The 22,000-nt window shown below is 60.0% G+C and carries 19 protein-coding genes and 1 tRNA gene; 17 read left to right on the top strand and 3 right to left on the bottom strand.

The window, feature by feature from the left end; all coding sequences use genetic code 11:
- Window positions 1–21: 21 nt before the first annotated feature.
- Both PYTT_RS04750 and PYTT_RS04755 read right to left on the bottom strand, forming a co-directional pair.
- Window positions 22–1,344, bottom strand: coding sequence for an OmpA family protein (locus PYTT_RS04750; RefSeq protein WP_067774536.1), 1,323 nt, complete (start codon window positions 1,342–1,344; stop codon window positions 22–24).
- A 19-nt stretch (window positions 1,345–1,363) separates the two neighbouring features.
- Window positions 1,364–2,275: a M23 family metallopeptidase gene (locus tag PYTT_RS04755; RefSeq protein WP_141675768.1), complete on the bottom strand. Its 912-nt coding sequence runs from the start codon at window positions 2,273–2,275 to the stop codon at window positions 1,364–1,366.
- A gap of 108 nt (window positions 2,276–2,383) precedes the next feature.
- On the opposite strand from PYTT_RS04755, the gene PYTT_RS04760 reads away from it, so the two are divergent.
- The 5 genes from PYTT_RS04760 to PYTT_RS04780 all read left to right on the top strand — a co-directional run bounded on the left by PYTT_RS04760 (window position 2,384) and on the right by PYTT_RS04780 (window position 9,462).
- A complete protein-coding gene (locus PYTT_RS04760; protein WP_067774531.1) occupies window positions 2,384–3,883 on the top strand; it encodes an arylsulfatase in 1,500 nt (499 codons plus the stop codon).
- 142 nt (window positions 3,884–4,025) lie between these two features.
- Window positions 4,026–4,880: a metallophosphoesterase gene (locus PYTT_RS04765; RefSeq protein WP_067774525.1), complete on the top strand. Its 855-nt coding sequence runs from the start codon at window positions 4,026–4,028 to the stop codon at window positions 4,878–4,880.
- Window positions 4,881–4,941: 61 nt separating this feature from the next.
- Complete coding sequence (locus PYTT_RS04770; protein WP_067774522.1) at window positions 4,942–5,973, top strand: HD domain-containing protein; 1,032 nt, start codon at window positions 4,942–4,944, stop codon at window positions 5,971–5,973.
- Between the two features lie 187 nt (window positions 5,974–6,160).
- A complete protein-coding gene (locus tag PYTT_RS04775) occupies window positions 6,161–6,556 on the top strand; it encodes a hypothetical protein (protein WP_067773104.1) in 396 nt (131 codons plus the stop codon).
- A 32-nt stretch (window positions 6,557–6,588) separates the two neighbouring features.
- Window positions 6,589–9,462: a chondroitinase family polysaccharide lyase gene (locus PYTT_RS04780; RefSeq protein WP_067773101.1), complete on the top strand. Its 2,874-nt coding sequence runs from the start codon at window positions 6,589–6,591 to the stop codon at window positions 9,460–9,462.
- Between the two features lie 255 nt (window positions 9,463–9,717).
- Here PYTT_RS04780 and PYTT_RS04785 read toward each other — a convergent pair.
- Window positions 9,718–9,805 (bottom strand) — tRNA-Ser (locus PYTT_RS04785).
- A gap of 112 nt (window positions 9,806–9,917) precedes the next feature.
- Between PYTT_RS04785 and PYTT_RS04790 the strand changes: the two genes are divergently transcribed.
- The 12 genes from PYTT_RS04790 (at window position 9,918) to PYTT_RS04845 (ending at window position 21,997) form a co-directional block, all read left to right on the top strand.
- Entirely contained in the window at window positions 9,918–10,808 is an 891-nt protein-coding gene (locus PYTT_RS04790; protein ID WP_141675713.1) for a hypothetical protein, read from the top strand.
- A gap of 231 nt (window positions 10,809–11,039) precedes the next feature.
- Window positions 11,040–13,865 carry an alanine--tRNA ligase gene (alaS, locus tag PYTT_RS04795; RefSeq protein WP_067773095.1) on the top strand — a complete coding sequence of 942 codons (2,826 nt, stop codon included), beginning with the start codon at window positions 11,040–11,042 and terminating at the stop codon, window positions 13,863–13,865.
- Window positions 13,866–13,871: 6 nt separating this feature from the next.
- Window positions 13,872–14,708, top strand: a complete 837-nt coding sequence (pssA, locus tag PYTT_RS04800) for a CDP-diacylglycerol--serine O-phosphatidyltransferase (RefSeq protein WP_067773094.1) — start codon at window positions 13,872–13,874, stop codon at window positions 14,706–14,708.
- A gap of 13 nt (window positions 14,709–14,721) precedes the next feature.
- Entirely contained in the window at window positions 14,722–16,008 is a 1,287-nt protein-coding gene (locus tag PYTT_RS04805; protein WP_067773091.1) for an aminopeptidase P N-terminal domain-containing protein, read from the top strand.
- Between the two features lie 35 nt (window positions 16,009–16,043).
- A complete protein-coding gene (locus PYTT_RS04810) occupies window positions 16,044–16,820 on the top strand; it encodes a DUF805 domain-containing protein (protein WP_067773088.1) in 777 nt (258 codons plus the stop codon).
- Window positions 16,821–16,823: 3 nt separating this feature from the next.
- Complete coding sequence (locus PYTT_RS04815) at window positions 16,824–17,603, top strand: DUF805 domain-containing protein (protein WP_067773085.1); 780 nt, start codon at window positions 16,824–16,826, stop codon at window positions 17,601–17,603.
- Window positions 17,604–17,638: 35 nt separating this feature from the next.
- Window positions 17,639–18,277 (top strand): DUF805 domain-containing protein, encoded by a 639-nt coding sequence (locus PYTT_RS12960; RefSeq protein WP_083076451.1) that lies wholly within the window; start codon window positions 17,639–17,641, stop codon window positions 18,275–18,277.
- Between the two features lie 4 nt (window positions 18,278–18,281).
- The gene (locus PYTT_RS04825; RefSeq protein ID WP_067773082.1) at window positions 18,282–18,557 is read left to right on the top strand and encodes a BrnT family toxin; all 276 of its coding nucleotides are present in this window, start codon (window positions 18,282–18,284) and stop codon (window positions 18,555–18,557) included.
- Window positions 18,557–18,844 carry a CopG family antitoxin gene (locus PYTT_RS04830; RefSeq protein ID WP_067773079.1) on the top strand — a complete coding sequence of 96 codons (288 nt, stop codon included), beginning with the start codon at window positions 18,557–18,559 and terminating at the stop codon, window positions 18,842–18,844. The genes PYTT_RS04825 and PYTT_RS04830 overlap by 1 nt, the downstream gene beginning before the upstream one ends.
- On the top strand, window positions 18,841–19,743 hold the full coding sequence (gene miaA, locus PYTT_RS04835) for a tRNA (adenosine(37)-N6)-dimethylallyltransferase MiaA (protein WP_067773076.1): 903 nt from the start codon (window positions 18,841–18,843) through the stop codon (window positions 19,741–19,743). Before PYTT_RS04830 ends, miaA begins: the two co-directional genes overlap by 4 nt.
- A 1-nt stretch (window position 19,744) precedes the next feature.
- Window positions 19,745–20,839, top strand: a complete 1,095-nt coding sequence (mnmA, locus tag PYTT_RS04840) for a tRNA 2-thiouridine(34) synthase MnmA (RefSeq protein ID WP_067773073.1) — start codon at window positions 19,745–19,747, stop codon at window positions 20,837–20,839.
- Between the two features lie 159 nt (window positions 20,840–20,998).
- Complete coding sequence (locus PYTT_RS04845; RefSeq protein WP_067773069.1) at window positions 20,999–21,997, top strand: bifunctional helix-turn-helix transcriptional regulator/GNAT family N-acetyltransferase; 999 nt, start codon at window positions 20,999–21,001, stop codon at window positions 21,995–21,997.
- Window positions 21,998–22,000: the final 3 nt, after the last annotated feature.

Genomic DNA, 22,000 nt, shown 5'->3' on the forward strand with positions numbered 1-22,000 from the left:
CGTATACGCTCGCGCCATACCTCAGGCATCCTCCTCCACGAAATCCAGATAAATCTCCGCACGGCGGTTCTCGCCGCGAATCGACTCCAGCTCCTCATCCGCCGACCCGGCGGCATAGGTACGCCTCGGCTGAATCTTGCCCATCGCCTTCGTACTCACCTGCGAAGCAGGCACTCCAAGCTTCACGAGAGCATCCTTCACGGCCTGCGCACGGCGGCCCGAAAGCCTCCTGTTATACGCATCCGAACCCAAATCGTCCGTATGCCCGCTAATCTCCAGATGGCGGGAAGAAGCCTTCAGCAAATCGGCCACAATCGCCAACTGGCGCAACGAACGCGGCGTCAGCTCCGCCTCATCGAAACCGAAAAACAGAGCCACGGAATCCCCACCCTTCGGATTCTTCACCAGCGGAAAATAGAACCCGCCCTCCTGATTGCCCCGCTGGGCATACGAATCCAGCAGCGCATCCATCGACACATTCTCCACCGCCCACTTGCCCGCATCGCCCTTCGCCAGCTCAAGCCCCATATTCGCCGTCTTCCCGGCAGCCGAACGAAGATACACCAGAAACCCGGCATTCGACTCATTCTCCAGCATCACCTTGATCGGCTCGCGATCCCGGAGGGCATAATCCCCCTCCTCGAACACCATACAAAGCCCGGCAATCGTCGCATCGTTCACCGCCTTGCCCCTCGTCAGACGGCGAGCGGCATGAAAATCGCCCTTCCGCACCGCCTTCACGAAAGAATCCGCCACCGTCAGCGCATCGCGCGTACAATCCGCCGCGGCCTTCTCATCCTCCTCCTGCACCGACTTCACCTTCCACGCCCCCTCCGCATCGCGAACCAGATCCACCAGCAAATTACGGCCATCCTCTCCATACAGCCGGTAGCGCATCATCCTGCCGCCATCCGCACTGCCCACCGCTTCCACGGCCTTATCGCCGCGCAGCTTCACACCCTTATCCTCAACCCACTTCTTCAGCACGGCAGATCCTTCCTCATCCAACACGCCGGACTGAACCAGCTTCTCCACCGCATCGCCATCCTTCTCCTGCACCGCCTTGGCGAGCGCATCTACCAGCGAACGATCCGAACGCGTCGCCTGACGCACATTCACCACAGGCACCTCCGGTTGGTCTACCCTGCCGGGAGCCGTCGCCACATGCTCGTCCGGCACATCCTCGGCAACCTCCTCCCGGGCGGCAGGAGATTCAGCCGCCGCCTTCCGCGTAGAATCGGCAGCAGGCTCGGACGGACGGCGCAACTGCACCACCAGAATCAAAAGCGACGTCAGTAACGCGCTCACAAAAAACGGAACCAGAAAACGTCGAAAATTCATCATCAAACAAATGGGTTACAAACTATTCACCAGACGCGGCATCCAGCCAGATCGCCGGATTGATCCGCAACACGCCGTCGCCTTCAGACTCGGGACTGCCGGCCTGTTTGCCGACCTCCACATCACCGAACGCCTGCACATCACCCAGGGGATCGGCAAGCGGAGCCGTATCCGGCAGCGCATACTGCTTCAGCACGGCATCCGGATCCAGCCGATTCATCGACCCTTTCGAATATCCCGGCTGCCCGGCTTCCACCGCCAGAGACTCGGCAAACTCAAAATGCAAATGAGCCAGATAACGCCCGTCCGCAGAACCGGCCTCGCCAATCATCCTTCCCCGGCCCACAACCTCACCCACGCACACATTCACCTTGCTCAAATGGGCATACAGCGACTGCAACACCCGGCCATCAGGCGTCCTGTGCGCCAACACCACCACATTGCCCCAGCTGTCCGACGGCTTGCCTGCATACACCACCAACCCGCGCCCGACCGCATACACCGCATCGCCGAAATCCGAATCCTCGCCTCCGATACCGTTCCAATCCTGCCCCGCATGCACGCCGCCGCGCTCACTATTCATCACCCCGAACGGCTGCGCCACATACGTCCCCATCCCCCGCTCGTCGCCCATCGGAGCAGTAAACCCGTCGATCACGGGAACATCCACCAGCTGATAGGGAGACAACAGCAGGGCTCCCGGATGCAACGACTCCGGCATCATCGACAGCGGCACATCGGCATCATAAATATTCGCCCTCCGGGACGAAGAATCCGCCGCATCCTTGCGAGCGGCGAACCACGCATAGCCCAGCAGACATATCCCCGCAACCAGCAGAAGATAGAACACTATACGAACCGTGCTTTTCTGAGGAGCCTTGTCTGACATCATTCCACCCGGAGAATAACCGTCCGGCGGGGCAAAGTCAAGCATGCAATCTCCGACGGAAAAACACAACAAAACACTATCAGAATGAAAGAAAACCACAACCGTCACCGTAATCGTTTACTGGAAACATCATCCAGAATTCGTAAAACCGCCATGAAATTCCGACTCCTCACCCTCGTCGCACTCCTGCTGAGCCCCCTCTGCTACGGACAGGACCGCCCGAACATCGTCCTCATCAATGCCGACGACCTCGGCTGGGCCGAACTCGGATGCTACGGACAAGACAAAATCAAAACGCCCCGCCTCGACCGGCTCGCCGCACAAGGCCAGCGATGGACACACTTCTACTCCGGAGCTCCCGTCTGCTCGCCTTCGCGCAACGTCCTCATGACCGGACGCCACACCGGATGCAACGACGTACAGGACCTCAAACGCGTCGATACCCGTGAAGGCAATGAAATGAATCTCCGGGGCGACTGGCCCATCTCCGCACAGGCATACACCCTTCCCGAATCCCTGAAAAAACTCGGCTATGCCACAGCCCTCTTCGGCAAATGGGGACTCGGCGAATACGGCACCACCGGTGCTCCGGACAAACACGGTTTCGACACCGCCTACGGTTACACCGACCAGCGCATGTGCCACACCTACTACCCGCCCTTCCTCTGGGACAACGGCAAAAAAATCACCATCAACGCCCCCTTCATCCCCGGGCATAAACACCAGCCCAAGGGAGAAGTCAAAGCAGAAAACTACAGGGCGCAAAACCACTCCTCCGAACTCATCATCGACCGCGCCGTAGACTACATCAACACACGTGGGAAACAAGGCGGCAAACAGCCCTTCTTCCTCTACTACGCACCCCTAGAACCCCACGTCGCCATGCAACCCCTGCAACAATGGATCGACCAGTACCCGGCAGAATGGGACGCCAAACCATACCGCGGGCAAAACGGCTACCTGCCCCACCCCCGCCCCCGTGCAGCTTACGCCGCCATGATCTCCCAGATGGACCATAATGTCGGCCGACTGCTCGACGCCTTGCAGAAAAACGGACTCGACAAAAACACCATCGTCATCTTCACCAGCGACAACGGCACCACACACGACGTCGGAGGAGTCGACCACAAATTCTTCCACTCCGTCCTGCAACTGCGAGGCCTCAAAGGCCAAATGTACGAAGGCGGCCTCCGCGTACCCGGCATCGTCGTCTGGCCCGGCAAAATAGCCCCCGGCAAAACCATCGACCAACCGGCCTACCATGCCGACATCATGCCCACCCTCTGTGCAGCGGTAGGAGCCAACCCCGGCGACCCCCGGGGCGAAAACCTCCTCCCGGTATGGCTTGGCAAAACGGACACCCTCCCGAACCGCCGCCCCATGGTCTGGGCAGGCGGGGGATACGGCGGACAGGTTGCCGTTCGGCTCGGAAACAAGAAAATCATGCGCCGCAACCTGCTGCCCGGCAAAAAAGAACCCGGCAACTGGGAAGTGTACAACATCGCCAGCGACCCTGCAGAAAAAAACAACATCGCAGCATCGGAAGGCAAACTCATCGAACAGGCCAAACAAATCCTTGCCAAAGAATACAAAGCGGCCAAAGGATATCCCGCCCTGCGCATCAATGCTCCGACGGCCGCTCCAGCCCCCTGAACAGCGCACACAGCATAACCGAACCGGAACCATGGCCGCCAAATGCCATGGTTCTTTTCGTCTCATCCGGTAAAACTGCCGCCACTTGCCATTGACCCTCCCACAGGAGCCTCTTACAATACCCGCACAATCAACCCGACCCATGACACGCCATTCCCTCGCCAGACGCCTGCCCGCCATCCTGCTCACCCTTCTCCTCACCGCCATCCTGCTCGGCATCTGCCTCATCGTACAGGGAACCTTCCTCGAACCCCGCAAACTCGAAACCACCCTGCTCGACATCAACCTGCCGGAATGGAACAAAACCGAACAGCCAGCAACCATCGTCGCCCTTGCCGACCTCCACGCCGGACCGGGCGATGAAAACCGCATCCGCAACATCGTCGAAAAAACACTCGCCCTCGCTCCCGAAATCATCGTCCTCCTCGGAGACTTTGCCCAAGGCCACACTGCCGAAAGCACCATGAGTCCCGAACAAATCGCGGCAACACTCCGCCCGCTAGCCCGGGTACCGGTCTACTACATCCTCGGCAACCACGACTATGCCTGTGGCGCAGCCTCCTTCGACCGAGCCTTTCAGGCAGCAGGCTTCATCAAAATGGAAGGGCAATCCCGCATCATCACCTTCAAAAACGGCAAAAGCATCCAGCTCTCCGGCATCAGCGACGACGACACCTACCCGGCACACGCCGGCAGCACCCCTCCGAAACAGCATCCCGAAACGCCCCAAATCGTCATCACCCACAGCCCCGGCGCCTTCCCCGTCATCCCCTCCCATGTCGACCTCACACTCGCCGGACACACTCACGGCGGCCAGATATGCCTGCCGGGGGGCTACCCCCTCTCTCCGGTACCCACCCGCTGCACCAAAGAACTCATGAGCGGCTACCACCGCCACGGCAACAAACAAATCTACATCTCACGCGGACTCGGCACCAGCATCCTCCCCATCCGCCTCTTCTGCCCACCGGAAATCGTACACATCCGATTGCACTGAGCCACATACCGCTCACCTGCAAACTTGACATCCCCTGCAGGAACCGTTACGCTCATCTATCATGCAATTCGCCGGAATCAACGCCCTCATGCAGGAAGCAGCAGCCACCCCAGCCTATGGGGAAATACACGCTCAAATCTCACAGGTACAAACCAAAACCACCAAAACCAACAAACCTTACCTCGAAATCACCCTGGCGGATGCGGCAACCTCCTTCACCCTCAAAATATGGGACAACTCCCCGTGGTACTCCGCATGTGCAGCCCTCAAACCGCTTGATGGCATCGCCGCCCGCGCCCTGTGGACCAAAGGCGCCTACGGCATGGAAGCCGCCGACCTCGACATCCGCCCCCTCACACCGGAAGAAGAGCAAAACCTCTTCACCGGAAACCCCGAACTCAGGCAACAGCAGGAAACCTGCTACCGGGGCATCCTCACCCTCGCCGAAAGCATGCAGGATCCCCGCCTCCGCCTGCTCTGCCTCACCTTCCTCCGCCAATTCGAAAAACCATTCCGTCGCGCAGCCGCCGCACGCGGCTACCACCATGCACGCCGGGGCGGCCTCGTCGAACACATCTACGGCATGATGCACTGCGCCGATGCCATCGCCGGCGCCTACCCCCACCTCAACCGCGACCTCCTCCTCGCCGGATGCCTCTTCCACGACTGCGGCAAACTCTGGGAAAACAACTATGGAGAACATGACTTCGTCATGCCCTACAACGAACTCGGGGAACTCCTCGGCCACATTACCATCGGCATTGAACTCATCAACACCCTCTACCGCCAGCTCGTCGCCCAAAACGAAACCGAATGGAACACCCTCGTACCCGGCAATGACCAAGTCAGGCTCCACCTCCTCCACCTCATCGCCGCACACCATGGAGAACTCGCATTCGGCTCGCCCGTGCCGCCCAAAACTCCGGAAGCCATCGCCCTACACTACATCGACAACCTGGATGCAAAACTGGAAATGTTTCGCAATGCATACACCACCAGTGAACAACTCGCCCCGAGAATCCAACAGAAAAAAGCACCGCTCCCCGGAAACGTCGTTCATCCTTTGCCAAAAATCGATCTTCCGGAAAAATAGCTCCTAACACATTCTATTTCATAATAGAATACGGAAAAATTGAAAAACAATGTATACCCGAAGCATCAAAATACCACCTGAATCGCATATCATTATTATACAATCATGATTGCAAAATATCTATCCTCATTGCAATTTAGATTGATTTTTCTTGTATAAAGCGCAAGTCCTGTAGTAAAAGGGAAAAATGCAACCTTTACAGACAGCAATCAGAAAATGGCTGAAAGGTATCGGTAAAAACCGTGAATGGCTTGGGGCTCAGTGCGGAGTCAAAAAACGCACAGTCGATTCCTGGTTCTCCTGGAATACGATATCGCCTCAAATGGAAAAACATCTGAAACTGCTCATGCAACACTATCCCGTCGGGGGTGCTCCCAGTCAGCACATACCCGAACAGGATGGCACGCATCAATTGACGTTGACCATTGACACCGATACCTTCGACCTATGGAACCTGGCCGCGCTCGACCAGGGCCTTATCATGCGCGAATGGGCCATACACTCCCTCACGCACATCGTCAAAGATCACCCGCCGGAAACATCCGGCAACAGGCAACAATCCGACCAACCGGCAAAAGCTTGAAATAAAAAACAGGATGGCGGCGTAGTACGAATATGAACGCCACGTTCCGACACGCCATCGCCGCCATCCTTCTTGCCACAACTACCCCGGCATGGGCGCAAGAGCCGCAAGCCGACTTTGAAACAGGCTCGAATGGCTGGCAGGCCTCACAGGGCAGCCGCATCTCTATCGACGGAACCCACTACAAATCGGGCGCCCATGCGCTCTTATGGGCCTGGACCCGGCCCGACGCTACCCTCGCCTACACATTTCCCACGCAAAAAACGGCCCGCCACAAAAACGCCGTCACCCACCTCGGCCTCTGGCTCTACAACGAAAGCCCAAAACGGGAACGCCTCTACCTCGACCTCTACAAAGGCGACACCCTCATTGCCTCCTGCTGGTACAACCTCCGCTACACCGGATGGCGCGTCCTCGGACTCAACACCGCCACCCTCGGCCTCCCAACCGGCACGGAATACGACAAAGCAATCTTCCGCACCGACTCCCCCTCCGGCACGGTCTGGATCGACGCCGTCAAACCGGCCTTCCTCTCCGCGCCTGTCCAGCCCGACGACCAGCAGCCATGGGCCGGAAACCCCGCACTCCTTCGCGAAACGCCGGATAAAACCTGCTACAGCCAGCACGACATCAGCCTCAACCGCCACTACCTCCCTCCCCTCGTCCCAGCCGAACGCATCTCCCCGAAAGCGAAACAGGACATGAACAACCTCGACCGCCACTACCTTGGAAAACCGGGCAGCGGCGGCCTCCCCTACACCGACTTCCCATCGCTCGCCAAAACATTCGAAACCCTGGGCATCAAAGAACAAAACGGCATCGTCACCGGACCGCCTCTCGCCCTCTCCGACAACGGCTTCCACACCATCCCCGGCTCCATCTCCTTCAACCGCACCTACGTCCCCCTCCTCCGCCAACTCTCCACCGCCATCCACAAAGAACAGGGAGAAAACCGCACGCGGGTGGAAAACATGTACATCCTCCTCTGCCGCCACCTCCTCGACCAGGGGCATCAGGAAGGAAGCGGCAACTTCGGATGGATCGGCAACGGCTACGACTACCGCTACTACACCCCCGCCCTCTACGCCCATCGCGACCTCCTCGCCCGCGCAGGCATCCTCGACGGCATCGCCAAAAATGCCGCATGGCTCAACATGGGCCATGCCATGATGAGCGACGCACCCTTCAGCTCCTGCGACCAATTCTACAACTACTCCTCCCACCTCCCCGGAGCCATCCTCATGATCCCCGACGAAGCCGAACGCTACCAGCGGCTCCGCGCCTACAAACAATACCTCGACCGCACCATCGGCCAGAACCCCCTCCCCTTCGGGAGAGACGGCACTGCCCACCACCACACCGGGCACCACCTCAGCTACGGCGGCTACACACCTCCCGCCATGATGCACACCCAAATCCTACCCTTCCGCGACACCGAATTCCGCATCTCCCCGCAAACACAGGAAAAACTCCGCCACTACGCGCTCGCCTGCTCCTGGCAAACCATCCACAACAAACTTGCCCCCAACCTCTACCTCCGCAGCGGCGCGCCTCTCGACTTCAGCGCGGCAAACATCTGCCTACGCCTTGCCCAAATGGGCAGCCCGGACGGTAAAAACCCCGTGGACCAAGAAATGGCCTCCCTCTACCTCACCGCCATCGACGGCAGCGACACCCCCGAAGCCCGGCAATACCAAGCCATGGGCATCGCTCCCGCACGCATCGAAGGCCACTTCAACCTCAACCTTGCTGCGACTGCCCTCCACCGCCGGGAAAACTGGCAGGCGGCAGCCGTCGGCATGCTCCAAATGCACCGCGGCCTTGAAATCTACGGCTGGACGGAAAGCAACAACTACGGCCGCTACAGCCGCAACGCCACCATCTACCTCACCCTCGGCAAAGAAACGGGCTGGCGGCGCGAAGGATGGAACTGGAACCACTGGCCCGCAGGAACCAACCCCGTCCGCGACAACCACGACCTCTTCGAAGGCTACTCCCTCTACAACAACGCCAACAACATGGCGGGCGGCACCGGACTCGACGGCGACGGCGTCTGGGGCAACGACTTCCGCTGCCGCGACATCGCCTTCAAAAAAAGCGCCTACTTCTTCGGCAACCTCGTCACCGTCATCACCACCGGCATAACCCCCATCGATGCCAAAGACAAACAAATCGTCACCACCCTCTACCAGCAATCAACCGAATCCGGACCGGGCCACCCACTCATCAACGGCACCGCCTCCGACAAAACCGACCTCGACGGCAAAACGTCCACACTCCTCACCGACACCCTCGGCAACAGCTACTACATCCACCCCGGAGCCCCCGTCCGGTACAGCCGCAGGGAACAGGAATGGACCTACTTCAACAAACGGGACCTCAAAAACCCGCAGGACAACCCCTGCATCGACATCCGGAAAAAACACTTCCGGGAAACGCCCCTCGCCGCCAACGCCAAATACTACACCCCCACCCGCGGCACCTTCGACCTCGCATACATCGACCACGGAACCAACCCCGCCGGAGCCTCCTGCGCCTACACCGTCTGCATCGCCCCCACCCCGCAGCAGGCAGCCGCATTTGAACAGACCATCGCCACCTCCGCCCCGCCCGTTCGCATCCTCCGGCAGGACGACACCGTCCACGCCGTCCATCACGAACCCACCAAAACCACGGGCTACACCGTCTTTGCCCCCTGCTCCGACCTCCCGGCACCCCTCAAAAGCATCGACCGTCCCGGCTTCGTCATCATCAAAGACCTCGGCGACCGCTACCGCCTCTCCCTCGCCACCGGCGACCCTGAACACAACAAGGAATACCGCCTCGAATTCCACGACGGCACCACAGCCACCATCCGCCCCGACCACCCACTCACCGTCACCCAAACCATCCGTAAAAAACAATAGCTACTACAACCGGATCGTCCAGCACCCAACATCTTCATCACAAATACTCATTCCTCTATATATTCAGATAAGCGGTTTGCCGGATAAACACAAGTATCCACCACAATAACAAAATACCGTCTCTGAATGCCGACCGGATATGGTTGCTTCAATCCATGAAATCTACCTCAAAAACCACCTTCCTGCCAATTTTGGGATTGGCTCAATCATGACACCTCTTCAACCACCCCATTAACCGACACAGAAAAGAAAAAATGGCGGAGAGAGTGGGATTTGAACCCACGGTACGTTGCCGTACGTCCGATTTCGAGTCGGGTGCCTTAAGCCGCTCAGCCATCTCTCCGCTAAAACGGTGCCGCATTTTGCACTGTCGGCACACGCGAGTCAAGCATTTTGAATCGGCAAACCGGACTTTTTGCTTGCCGCCTCCCGGCAATTCCGGCAGAATGTACCGCATGAAAAAATTCTCCCGTCTCCTCGTTGCGTGTTTTCTCGCATTGGCAACGTTCAGCCACGCCCAGAATTTGAACATCGGCACCAGCCGCGACGAGGCCGACAAGGCTCTGCCCAAGACTTACAATTGGAAGGTGCTCGACGACGCCACCGTGCGCCGCACCTGGGCGCAGGGCGACCGGGTTATCACCGCCGATTTCGACGACCAGCAGGGAGGCTGCATTTTTCTTTCCATCAGCTACCCCAAAGGCATCGCCAAATCTGCAGGACAGCAAACCCTCAGCAAGCTGACAAACGGAGAAAAACTCAATTGGAAGAAGGCGAATTCCAAAACGAAACCCATTCTCGGCATGAAGGACGCCATGCACGCCCGCACCGCACTGGGTAATCTCGTCGCCGTCGAAACCAGCAGCAACAAAGTCACCCGCATTTCCCTCTACCGCGGCACGCCGACAAGCAACCGCTTCGACATTCCCGACTACAAGCCGCAACGCAATTCGGGGCTCGGCGTTTCCGCCTCGGCCGGAGTAGGCGCCTACCTCGTGCAGGACGAAACGCGCCGCAAGGCCAGCGGACAAGCAATTGCCGCCAACACACCTGCCAAGCCGCACGCATCCGTTCCTGCGGCAGATAAACCTGCAACCTCCTCCACCACACCTGCCGAACCCCGCACGGAGATCCAGACGGAAAAGGTTTCCAGCTTTGTGGATGACATGACGGTCATCGACTGGATCATCGCCGGCATCGGCCTGCTGGCCCTTCTTGTGCTGTTCATCCTGATGTTCAGGAAAAAACCGCAGCCAACCACTCCCATCATCGTCACCGAACTTGATTCCCGCCATGACGACGAGGATGAGGATGACGACGAAGACGAAACGGATCGCAGGAAATAAACTGCGCCGGCACGGTGCATGCACGCCTCACACCAGCCCCGCATCCTCCCGGCATGCGGGGAGCATCCTTGCCGCCACTCGGACTTCCCCCGGCGGCAACATCCTTTCCAGCAAGACTCTTCCACCTCATTCCCCAGCTTCGCGACCGACAGCCGCCCCTCCCCTTCCACCCTACTTTGCGATTTACACGCAGACGGAAAAAGGGTATAGTCGCCCAGCAGAATACACGCCATGATGACAGCAGCCCAAATCCGACAGAGCTTTCTCGATTTCTTTCAGGAAAAACAACACGCCATCGTCCCCTCCGCATCCCTGATGCCGCAGAGCCCCGGGCTGCTCTTCACCAATGCCGGCATGAACCAGTTCGTGCCTTACTTCCTCGGTGTGTGGACCCCGCCGTGGAACCCCGCCCGCGCTGCAGACACCCAGAAGTGCATCCGCGCAGGCGGCAAACACAACGACCTTGAAGATGTCGGCTACGACACCTACCACCACACCTTCTTCGAGATGCTCGGCAACTGGTCCTTCGGCGACTACTTCAAGACGGAAGCCATCGACTGGGCATGGGAACTCATCGTGGAGCGCTGGGGCTTCCCTGCCAACCGCCTCTATGCCACCGTCTATGCGCCCGACAAAAGCAAGGGCGATCCCGGCGAATTCGACCAGGAAGCATGGGACTGCTGGGCCAAACACTTCCGTAGCAAAGGACTGAACCCCGACATCCACATCGTCGACGGCAATGTGAAGGACAACTTCTGGATGATGGGCGAAACCGGCCCCTGCGGCCCCTGCTCCGAACTGCATGTGGACCTCACGCCCGAAGGAGCCACGCAAGGCTCCCTCGTCAACCAGAGTTCCGACCAGTGCATCGAAATCTGGAACCTCGTCTTCATCCAGTACAATGCCGAAAGCGACGGCACCTTCCGCAACCTCCCCGCCCGCCATATCGACACCGGCATGGGCTTTGAGCGCGTCGCGTCGATGATTCAGGGCACCAACGGATTCACCGACTTCTCGAAACGCATTTCCAATTACGCGACGGACGTTTTCGCCCCCCTCTTTACAAAGCTTGAGCAGCTCAGCGGCCGCACCTATGCGGACATCTACCCGCAGGGCGGAGCCAAAACCATCGGCGACAACGAGCAACAACTCCGCGAAGCCATCGCCTTCCGCGTCATCGCCGACCACATCCGCACCCTCAGCTTCTCCATTGCGGACGGCATCCTGCCCGGCAACAACGGCCGCAACTACGTCCTCCGCCGCATCCTGCGCCGCGCCGTCCGCTACGGCCGCCAGCTCGGCCTCATGAAACCCTTCCTTGCGGAACTCGTCGACACCCTCGTCGAACAGATGTCCCCCGTCTTCCCGGAACTCGCCGCACGCTCCCAATCCATCAAGGACACGCTGCACCGCGAAGAAACCTCCTTCAACGAAACGCTCGACCGCGGCCTCGACCTCTTCGATGCCGAAGCCGCCGCGCAGGGCAAAATCTCCGGCGACTTCGCCTTCAAGCTCTACGACACCTTCGGCTTCCCGATCGACCTCACCGCCCTGCTGGCGGAAGAACGCAAGCTCGCCATCGACACGGACCGCTTCGAGCAACTCATGGAAGAACAGCGCGAACGCGCCCGCGCTGCACGCAAGAGCCAGATCGTCCGCGCCCTCGACCTCAAAACGGACGCCGTCACCGAATTCGTCGGCGCCGAACAGGACGAATGCGAAAGCCCCGTCCTCGAAATCCATGAACAGGACGGCATCGTCACCGTCATCCCGGCACGCACTCCGTTCTATGCCGAAATGGGCGGACAGGTAGCCGACCACGGCACTATCCGCATCGGCGGAGAAACCTACCCCATCTCCGGCGTCCAGCAAATCGGCCAGGCTCGCGCCCACCTGGTGGATGCCGCCACCGGCATCAGCATCTCCCCGGGAGACACCGTCACCCTCACCATCGATGCCGACCGCCGCCGCTCCATCGAAGCCCACCACAGCGCCACCCACCTGCTGCACAAGGCTCTTCAGGAAATCGTCAGCATGGACATCGCCCAGCAAGGCTCCTTCGTCTCCGACGAACGCCTCCGCTTCGACCTCAACAGCGCCGCCATCACCAAAGACCAGCTCCGCGCCGTCGAAGAACGCGTCAACGCATGGATCGATGCGGACCTTCCCATCGCCTGCCGCGAAATGCCCTACGCCGACATCAAGAACAACAAGGACATCTGCCAGTTCTTCGGCGACAAATACGGCGACATCGTCCGCGTCGTCCAGATGGGCGGCGAAGAAGGAGCCCTCAACGGCATCTCGATGGAACTCTGCGGCGGCACCCACGCCCGTCGCACATCCGCCATCGGCTTCTTCAAAATCAAAAGCGAAGGCGCCATCGCCTCCGGCGTGCGCCGCATCGAAGCCGCCACCGGCCCCCACGGCTACGGCATCGTGCAGGAATACATCGCAGCCAAAATGCCGGACTTCGCCACCAATCTCGAAAAACTCGCCGAGGCCAACGGCAAGCTTGCCGATCTCGGCGTCGAAACCGTACCCATGCCGCCCAATGCCGAGCACCCGGCGGAACAGGCCGTCGCCGCCCGCGACATCGCCACCGTCAACGCCCGCCTTGCGGACTTCGATACCTACTTCGAAGCCATGAAGCAGGCCGCGCTCGATGCAGAAAAACGCCTCAAGAAAGCGCAAGCCGCCGCCGCCGCCAGCCAGGCCGACGCCCTGCTGAACGACCTGCTCGCAGCCGACAACATCGTCACTCTCGCCGAAGGCGGCAACGAACTCCTCACCGAACTCTTCAACGGACTCAAAAAACGCCAGTACGCCGGAGCCGCCTTCCTCATCGTGGACGATGGCAGCACCCTCTACCTCGGCGCCTACTGCGGCGAACGCGCCCTTGCGGAAGGAACGCAGGCCGGCAAACTCATCCAAACCCTCGCCCCCATCGCCGGAGGCAAGGGCGGCGGCAAGCCCGACATGGCCCGAGGCTCCGCGTCCGCTCGCACCGCCGCCAACGAACTCATCGCAGCAGCCCGCAAGGCCCTGCACATCTCCTGACATACCATGAACAAGCAACCCGTCTTCCCCGACGAACCGCAAATCCCCATCCTGCCGAACATGCTCACGGCAGGCAACCTCCTCTGCGGCTTCTTCGCCATCCTCATCATCTTCGAAGGCATGGGATTCACGCCGGGATCCTCCGAAGCATTCGCCTGCTTCCAGAAAGCCACCTACCTCATCTTCGCGGCCTGCATCTTCGATCTGCTGGACGGACGGGTGGCCCGCATGTGCGGCAGCGACGGCCCCTTCGGCCGCGAATTCGACTCCATTGCGGATGTCGTCTCCTTCGGCATCGCCCCGGCCATGCTGCTCTCCAAAGCCGTACTGTTCGGCCTGCCACAACCGTGGACATGGATGGGCTGGGGGGTCGCCGTCCTCTACTTGCTCTGCGCCGCTCTGCGCCTTGCACGCTTCAACTGCATGGCCGCCGCTCCAAGAAAAGAAAACCAGAGCTCGGACTTCATCGGCCTCCCCGTCCCCATGGCCGCCGGAGCCGTCGTCTCCACCATGTACCTCGTCGTCTACACTTACGAGACCGACCGCATTCTCAACACCGGATGGCAAATCGTCATGGCCCTCGCCATGGCGGGCGTCTCCATCCTCATGATGAGCCGCGTCATCTACCCCAGCTTCAAGCACATCACCTTCAAAAAGAAAACGACCGCCACCGCCATCGTCGGCGCGGTCATCGCCATCTGCGCCCTCGTCGCCTTCCCGTGGGTCATGCCCGCCGTCCTCTTCTGCCTGTACCTCCTGTACGGGCTCCTGATGCGCCCGTGGCTCACCCGCCGCTGGCAAGCACGCATCGAAGCGATGGACGACGAAGACGAAGAGTCCTAACCACGCCACGACCATGCGATACACCCCCATTTCCTCCGCATTCTACAGCCGCAATCGCGACCTCCTCGCCGCCGAACTGCCCGAAGGCAGCCTCGTCGTCATCCATGCCAACGACATCTACCCCACCAATGCCGACGGCACCATGGCGCACCACCAGAATGCCGACCTCTTCTACCTCACCGGCATCGACCAGGAAGAAACCGTCCTCATCATGCGCATCGGCACGCACGGAAAACATGAAGACACCCTCCTCCTGCGCGAAACCAACGAACGCATCGCCATCTGGGAAGGTGCGCGCCTCCACCGGGAACAGGCCACGGCCCTCAGCGGCATCCTCGACGTCCGCTGGACCGGAGAATACGCCGCCCTCCTCGGAAAAACCGTACCCTGCGCCACCGCCGTCTACATCGAACGCAACGAACACCCCCGGCAGGAAACGCCCGTCCAGACCCGCAACGACCGCTCGGCTCTTGACCTGCACAAACAATACCCCACCGCCGAACTTCGCGGACTCTACCCCATCATCTCCCGCATGCGGCAGTACAAGGCTCCGGAAGAAATCGAACAAATTCGCAAAGCCTGCGACATCACCGCCGCCGGATTCCGCGAACTCCTGCCCCGCATCAAACCCGGCATGGGAGAGTGGGAACTCGAAGCCGAACTCGCCGCCTCCTACATCCGCCGGGGAGCACGCAAATTCTCCTTCCTCCCCATCATCGCCTCCGGCCCGGACTCGTGCGTCCTGCACTACATCACCAACGACAAAACCGTCGCCGACGGCGGCCTCGTCCTCCTCGACATCGGCGCGGAATACGGCAACTACAACGGAGACATGACCCGCACCGTCCCCGCATCCGGCAAATACACCCCGCGCCAGCGCGAAGTATACGACGCCGTCCTCCGCATCCACCGCCATGCCTTCGGCCTCCTGCGTCCCGGCATCCTCAAAAGCGAATACGAACGCCAGGTACGCGTCTACACCGGCGGAGAACTCCTGAAACTCGGCCTCGTCACCGAAGCCGAACTCGCCGAAAAACCCGAAGACCCGCCAGCCGTCCGCCGCTACTTCATGCACGGCACCTCCCACCAGCTCGGCCTCGACGTCCACGACGTCGGCGAAGACAACCCCGTCCTCGCTCCCGGCATGGTCTGGACCATCGAACCCGGCATCTACATCCGCGAAGAAAACATCGGCATCCGCCTCGAAAACGACGTCTACATCGGCGAAACGGAAAACATCGACCTCCTCGCCTCCGCACCCATCGAGGCCGACGAAATCGAAGCCCTCATGCAACACTGAACGGCAACCACACATCCGAAACACGGAACCGACACATGACGTACCAGTACCAGAACAAGGCCGGCCAGAAAAAAGGCCCATTCGACCTCGACGAACTCACCGCCCTCTTCCGCGGCGGACTCATCTCGCTGGACACCCCGGTCTACACCGGGGAATCCTCCGAAAGCACCCCTCTCTCGTCCGTCATCGAAACCACACCCGCCCTCCCTGCACCGGAACCCACCTCCTCCGGCCTGCCGAACCTGTGCCCGAACTGCAAACAGCCCGTCGTCTTCCAGGCCTTCAGCTGCCAGCACTGCGGTCGCTCCCTGCGAGTCATCCGCCGGGGCAACCCCTTCCGCTACATGGCCCAGTGCTTCAAACTCTACGGCCGATTCTCAGGCCGATCCACCCGCATCGAATACTGGTCCTTCACCCTCATCACCTCCCTCTTCGCAGCGGCTCTCATCCTCGCCAGCATCCTCTGCCTTAACTTCTTCTCCGTCGACATCAACGCCATCCACTCCTACCTCTGGAACTTCGTCCAGGGCACAGCCAACATCAACGACGTCGTCACCATCGAAGGCCCGACGGAACTCGTCCTCAGCTTCCTCTGCCCCTTCTTCTTCGTCTCCGGCATCCTCGTCCTCCTCGTCACCTTCGTCCCCGCGATGGCCGTCGCCTGCCGCCGCCTGCACGATACGGGCACCAGCGGCCTCTACCTCCTGCTCAACCTCCTGCCGGGCATCGGGCAAATCGTCCTCTTCATCATGCTCCTCCGCAACAGCTCCCGGGGAGCCAACAAATACGGCCCCGCCACCAAATACCCGTAACCCATGGAATACTACTACCTCGACCACACCAACACCCCTCGAGGCCCGCACACGCTCGACGAACTCGAACACTTCGTCAAGACAGGCAGATTATCCGCCACCACCCTGATCGCCGCCAAGGGAGACGCCCGCTGGAGCGCACTCGCCAACCACCTGTTCTCGGTAAAGCGACTCCCCCCGGTAACACGCACCTCCGGAACATCCCCGGTATCTCCCAACGGCATGGCGGAACCGTTCGAACCCGTCCGCCGGAGCATGCTGGCGCATTTCGCTCATTGCATGCTGCATTATGCCGACTTCTCCGGACGTGCAACACGAGCCGAATACTGGTCCTTCGTCTTCACTCTCTACATTCTCAGCCAAGTGTGCTATGTTCTGTTTTTATACGGCACGGCACAAACCACTACCGTTGCCCCGGATGCTGCCGAATACCACATCGACACCAGCATGAGCATCATCAGCAACTCTCTGGCGCAAGGAAACAGCACCCCCATATTCTGGAACAGCCTCCTCAACCTTCTGATCATACTGGTCACATATCTCCCGGCATGTGCAGCCCTCGTACGCCGCCTGCACGATGCGGGGCATTCGGGCGGCTGGCTGCTCCTCACGTTCTGGATGCCTCTCATCGAGTTCATCCCCTTCCCCTTAACGATACCTCAGGACAACATCCTGATATACGCAGCGCTCCTGTTCGCCACCAGCATTCCAGTCTTCGCCATGACCCTGATTGACAGCAAACCCGGCCCGAACCAATACGGCCCGGCCACCAAATACCCATAACCACCCCCAATCCATCCACCCCCACCATTAAACACATGAACTACTATTACCTCGACGCCACCAATACCCCGCAAGGCCCGTTCTCTCTGGAACAACTGAAAGCACTGCTCGCGCAAAACGTCATCACACCGCAAACACTCGTCGCCGCCAGCGGAGCCGCCACATGGATCCCCATCATCCAAATCCTGGCCTCCACTCCGACTCCGGCAGCACGCTTCTCCGCCAATGGCAGCTATTGCCCGGATTGCAAACGCCCCGTCGACTTCGGCTGCTCTCGCTGTGCTGCATGTGGACGACTCTTCCTGCCCCAAAAACGTTCACCCTTCGGTTATTTTGCACAGTGCATATCCCTGTACGCCACCTTCTCCGGTCGTGCCACGCGTGCAGAATACTGGTCATTTGCACTTGTCACCTTCCTCATCTCATTCATCATCTGCTTGCTCTTCCCCATACTGGGAGACGCGGCATGGTTCCTCTTCGGCCTTTGCTGGCTTGCACTCATCGTCCCAAGCCTCGCCGTCACTTGGCGCAGATTGCACGATGCAGGCTATTCCGGCGCATGTTACTTTCTGGGACTCATTCCCGCCGTCGGCCCCATCATCCTTCTCGTCATGACCCTGATGGACAGCAAATCCGGCCCAAACCAATACGGCCCTGCCACCAAATATCCGTAACCTCATGGAACTCGACCTGCAACAACTCGTCTTCGACCCCGTCCGGTACACCCCGCAGGAAATCGAAGAATGCTTTGAAGACCCGTTCGGCATTCGCCTGATGCCGGACGATGTTGCATGGACAAAAGATGCGCGCTACTTCTGCCTCGCCAAAACACTCAAGGGCCGCCCTCTCCTCATCGTCTACTGGAGCAACGGCAAAACGGCGCGCGTCGTCGGCATCCGGGAAATGACCGACGCCGAACAGCACTACTACAACCGCAAACACGCCGACATCTGATGAACCAGCTCAAACAGTGGAAAGACGTCCCTGCCTTCGCCGACTCCCGGGATGAGGCCGCATACTGGAACGCAACAGAGCTCGACCACAAGCTCATGGACAATTCCCGCATCGTACCGGATACCCGCGAATCCACCACCATCACTCTGCGCTTCGACCCCCGCATGCTCGCCCGCATCAAACGCGTCGCCCGGTCGCGCTACCTGAACTACCAGAGCATGATGAAACAATGGCTCGCGGAGCGCCTCGACAGCGAAGTGCGCATGCCCCCCGACAACAAGCCATGACCTCCCGCGCGCCGATCTTCATCGCCGGGCCGACCGGCTCCGGGAAATCCGCCGTCGCCCTCGAAGTGGCGGAACGCATCGGTGCGGAAATCGTCAGTGCGGACGCCTACCAGATCTACCGGGGCATGGACATCCTGACTGCCGCTCCCACCGCAGAAGACCGCGCCCGAATCCCTCACCACCTCGTCGGCATCCTGACGCCCGACACCGCGTGGGACGCGGCCTCGCACTACCATGCCGCACAGCCCGTCCTGCAAGGCATCGCATCTCGCGGCAACCGCGCCGTCATCGTCGGAGGATCCGGACTCTACCTCAAATTCCTCTCCCACGGCATCTCCCCCGCGCCTCCATCCGATCCCGCCCTGCGCGCCGAACTGGAAAACACACCGCTCGAAGAACTCGCCGCGCACCTGCAGACACTCGACCCCGAAGGAGCCGCCGCCACCGACCTCCAAAACCCGCGCTACCTCATCCGCAACCTCGAAATCGTCATCCTCGGAGGCCAACCGCTCTCCCACTGGCGCAAAAACTGGCAACCCGAACCATTCGGCCCCGGATTCGCCATCGTCCGTGAAACCGAAGACCTCGACCGCCGCATCGCCCGGCGAAGCGAAGCCATGCTCGCACACAGAGCTATCGACGAAGTACGCTCGCTCGGCTCCCTCTCTCCCACCGCCGCACAAACCCTCGGCCTCAAACAAATCCGGACCCACCTCGACGGCTCCGCCACCCTTGAGGAAACAGCCGCTGCCATCGCCCTCGCCACCCGGCAATACGCCAAACGCCAGCGCACCTGGCTGCGCCGCGAAACATGGCTCACGCCCATCCACACATCATCGGCAACCACCCCGCAGGAAACCGCCGAAACCATCCTGAACCACCTCCGCACCGCATCCTGACATGTCACGCATCCTCGTCGCCCTCTCGGGCGGAGTAGACAGCTCCGCCGCCGCCGCCCTCCTCGTCCGGGAAGGCCACGAAGTCGTCGCGGCCTACATGAAAAACTGGATCAACGACGAAAACATCCCCGGAGAATGCCCGTGGGAACAGGACATCGAAGACGCCCTCGGCGTCTGCACCCGCCTCGGCATCGAATTCCGCGTCGTCGACCTCGTCGAACAATACCGCGAACGCATCGTCAACTACCTCATCGAAGGCTACCGCAACGGTACGACACCGAACCCGGACGTCATGTGCAACCGAGAAATGAAATTCGGCGTCTTCCTCGACTACGCCCGCGAACAAGGCTTCGACCAACTCGCCACCGGACACTATGCCCGCATCCGCACCGACGAAGAAAACCGCTCATGGATCATGCGCGGCCTTGATCCGAACAAAGACCAATCCTACTTCCTCTCCCTCATGCGGCCGGAGCAGATCGACCGCGCCCTCTTCCCCATCGGAGGCCTCCTCAAACCCCAGGTACGCGAAATCGCCCGCGAATGCGGCCTCCCCACCGCAGCCAAAAAAGACAGCCAGGGCATCTGCTTCATCGGCCAGGTCAAAATGAGCGACTTCCTCCGCCACTACCTGCCCGACAACCCCGGCGACATCATCGACGCGCAGGGCCGCATCCTCGGCAGACACAAAGGCCTGCACCTCTTCACCATGGGCCAGCGCAAAGGCCACGGAGTCGCCTCCCCGCGCGAAGGCATCGCCTACGTCGTCATCGGCAAAGACATCCCGAACAACCGCCTCATCATCGGCTACGAAGGAGACGACACACGGGGACTGTACGCCCGCAGCGCCATCGTCGGCACCGTCGCCAACACCCGCCTTCCCCTCCCGCCCCGCGTCATGGCGCAGCCCCGCTACCGAGCTCCCGCCGTACACGCCGCCTGCACCTACATTGCCGAAGACAAAGTACGCCTCGACTTCGACCAGCCCGTCCGCGCCCTTGCCCTCGGGCAGGTCTGCGCCTTCTACGAACCGGATGCCGAACGCGGCGAACAACTCCGCGGCGGAGGCTTCTTTGAGGAAATCACCTCGACTTGATGCCGGGATCCGGAAACGAACCGGCTCATCCGCCACATTATTGAACAGAGCCATACTCCGCTCCCCGGCCAAAAATTCCGCCAGTTTTTTCTTGCAAGAAAAAGCCGGATAGGCATAATTCCGTAACCGATTACGTAATAAGTAACACAAAAAGACATCATGGACTTCTTTCATCAAACGGGGAAATTGGCCATCGGCAGCAGATTGCGGATATTGACGGACAAAGTCACCGCAGACGCCGCCGCCATCTACGCCATGTTCGGGATCGACCTCAAGCCCAAATGGTTCCCTGTCTTCTTCCTGCTCTCTCAGGACAAACCGCAAACGGTCACCTCGATCGCCCGGGAAATCGGCCATACCCACCCCTCCGTCAGCAAAATCATTCAGGAAATGGCAGCGAAAGGGCTTACAGAAACCACCCGGGACACAAACGATGCCCGAAGAAATGTCGTCCAACTGACGGCTCGGGGCAAAAAAATCTCGCACTCACTGATGCAGCAATGCATCGACGTCACGGCGGCCATCGAACAAATCACCCGGCAAACCCGAAACGACCTCTGGCAAGCCATCGAAGAATGGGAAAACCTGCTGGAAGAAAAATCGCTGCTGCAGCGCGTCAAAGACGAACGAAAAGCCAGAGAACGGAAAAACATACGAATCGTCCCCTACGCACCATGTTACCAGCCCGCATTCAAAACCCTCACCGAAGCATGGATCACCGCCCACTGGAACATGGAAGAAGCCGACCTCCATACCGTCAACTCGCCTCAGGAATACATACTGGACAAAGGAGGCCACATCTTCATCGCATTGGACGGCGATGACCCGGTAGGCGTATGCGCATTATGCAAAATGCACGACTCCATCCACGGCTACGAACTGGCCAAACTCGCCGTCAGCGCCAAAACACAGGGAAAAGGCATCGGAGAACTCCTGTGCCAAACGGTCATCGCCAAAGCCAGCGAACTTGGAGCCCGGAAACTCTTTCTGGAAAGCAACACCATACTCGAACCGGCCATACGCCTCTACAGCAAATTGGGATTCAGGGAAACCGGTACGAACCGCCACACCTACGCCCGCGGCAACATACGCATGGAAATGGACATCAACCCGGACACACAACACCTGCCCCTCGATCACGGAACGGCAGACGCGTGACGC

The organism is Neoakkermansia glycaniphila, assembly GCF_900097105.1.
Taxonomy (GTDB): domain Bacteria; phylum Verrucomicrobiota; class Verrucomicrobiia; order Verrucomicrobiales; family Akkermansiaceae; genus Akkermansia; species Akkermansia glycaniphila.

Excerpts from the sequence above, each read along its gene's own strand:
- PYTT_RS04750 (WP_067774536.1), bottom strand. The coding sequence starts at position 1,344 with ATGATGAATTTTCGACGTTTTCTGGTTCCGTTTTTTGTGAGCGCGTTA.
- PYTT_RS04755 (WP_141675768.1), bottom strand. The coding sequence starts at position 2,275 with ATGCTTGACTTTGCCCCGCCGGACGGTTATTCTCCGGGTGGAATGATG.
- PYTT_RS04760 (WP_067774531.1), top strand. The coding sequence starts at position 2,384 with ATGAAATTCCGACTCCTCACCCTCGTCGCACTCCTGCTGAGCCCCCTC.
- PYTT_RS04765 (WP_067774525.1), top strand. The coding sequence starts at position 4,026 with ATGACACGCCATTCCCTCGCCAGACGCCTGCCCGCCATCCTGCTCACC.
- PYTT_RS04770 (WP_067774522.1), top strand. The coding sequence starts at position 4,942 with ATGCAATTCGCCGGAATCAACGCCCTCATGCAGGAAGCAGCAGCCACC.
- PYTT_RS04775 (WP_067773104.1), top strand. The coding sequence starts at position 6,161 with ATGCAACCTTTACAGACAGCAATCAGAAAATGGCTGAAAGGTATCGGT.
- PYTT_RS04780 (WP_067773101.1), top strand. The coding sequence starts at position 6,589 with ATGAACGCCACGTTCCGACACGCCATCGCCGCCATCCTTCTTGCCACA.
- PYTT_RS04790 (WP_141675713.1), top strand. The coding sequence starts at position 9,918 with ATGAAAAAATTCTCCCGTCTCCTCGTTGCGTGTTTTCTCGCATTGGCA.
- alaS (WP_067773095.1), top strand. The coding sequence starts at position 11,040 with ATGATGACAGCAGCCCAAATCCGACAGAGCTTTCTCGATTTCTTTCAG.
- pssA (WP_067773094.1), top strand. The coding sequence starts at position 13,872 with ATGAACAAGCAACCCGTCTTCCCCGACGAACCGCAAATCCCCATCCTG.
- PYTT_RS04805 (WP_067773091.1), top strand. The coding sequence starts at position 14,722 with ATGCGATACACCCCCATTTCCTCCGCATTCTACAGCCGCAATCGCGAC.
- PYTT_RS04810 (WP_067773088.1), top strand. The coding sequence starts at position 16,044 with ATGACGTACCAGTACCAGAACAAGGCCGGCCAGAAAAAAGGCCCATTC.
- PYTT_RS04815 (WP_067773085.1), top strand. The coding sequence starts at position 16,824 with ATGGAATACTACTACCTCGACCACACCAACACCCCTCGAGGCCCGCAC.
- PYTT_RS12960 (WP_083076451.1), top strand. The coding sequence starts at position 17,639 with ATGAACTACTATTACCTCGACGCCACCAATACCCCGCAAGGCCCGTTC.
- PYTT_RS04825 (WP_067773082.1), top strand. The coding sequence starts at position 18,282 with ATGGAACTCGACCTGCAACAACTCGTCTTCGACCCCGTCCGGTACACC.
- PYTT_RS04830 (WP_067773079.1), top strand. The coding sequence starts at position 18,557 with ATGAACCAGCTCAAACAGTGGAAAGACGTCCCTGCCTTCGCCGACTCC.
- miaA (WP_067773076.1), top strand. The coding sequence starts at position 18,841 with ATGACCTCCCGCGCGCCGATCTTCATCGCCGGGCCGACCGGCTCCGGG.
- mnmA (WP_067773073.1), top strand. The coding sequence starts at position 19,745 with ATGTCACGCATCCTCGTCGCCCTCTCGGGCGGAGTAGACAGCTCCGCC.
- PYTT_RS04845 (WP_067773069.1), top strand. The coding sequence starts at position 20,999 with ATGGACTTCTTTCATCAAACGGGGAAATTGGCCATCGGCAGCAGATTG.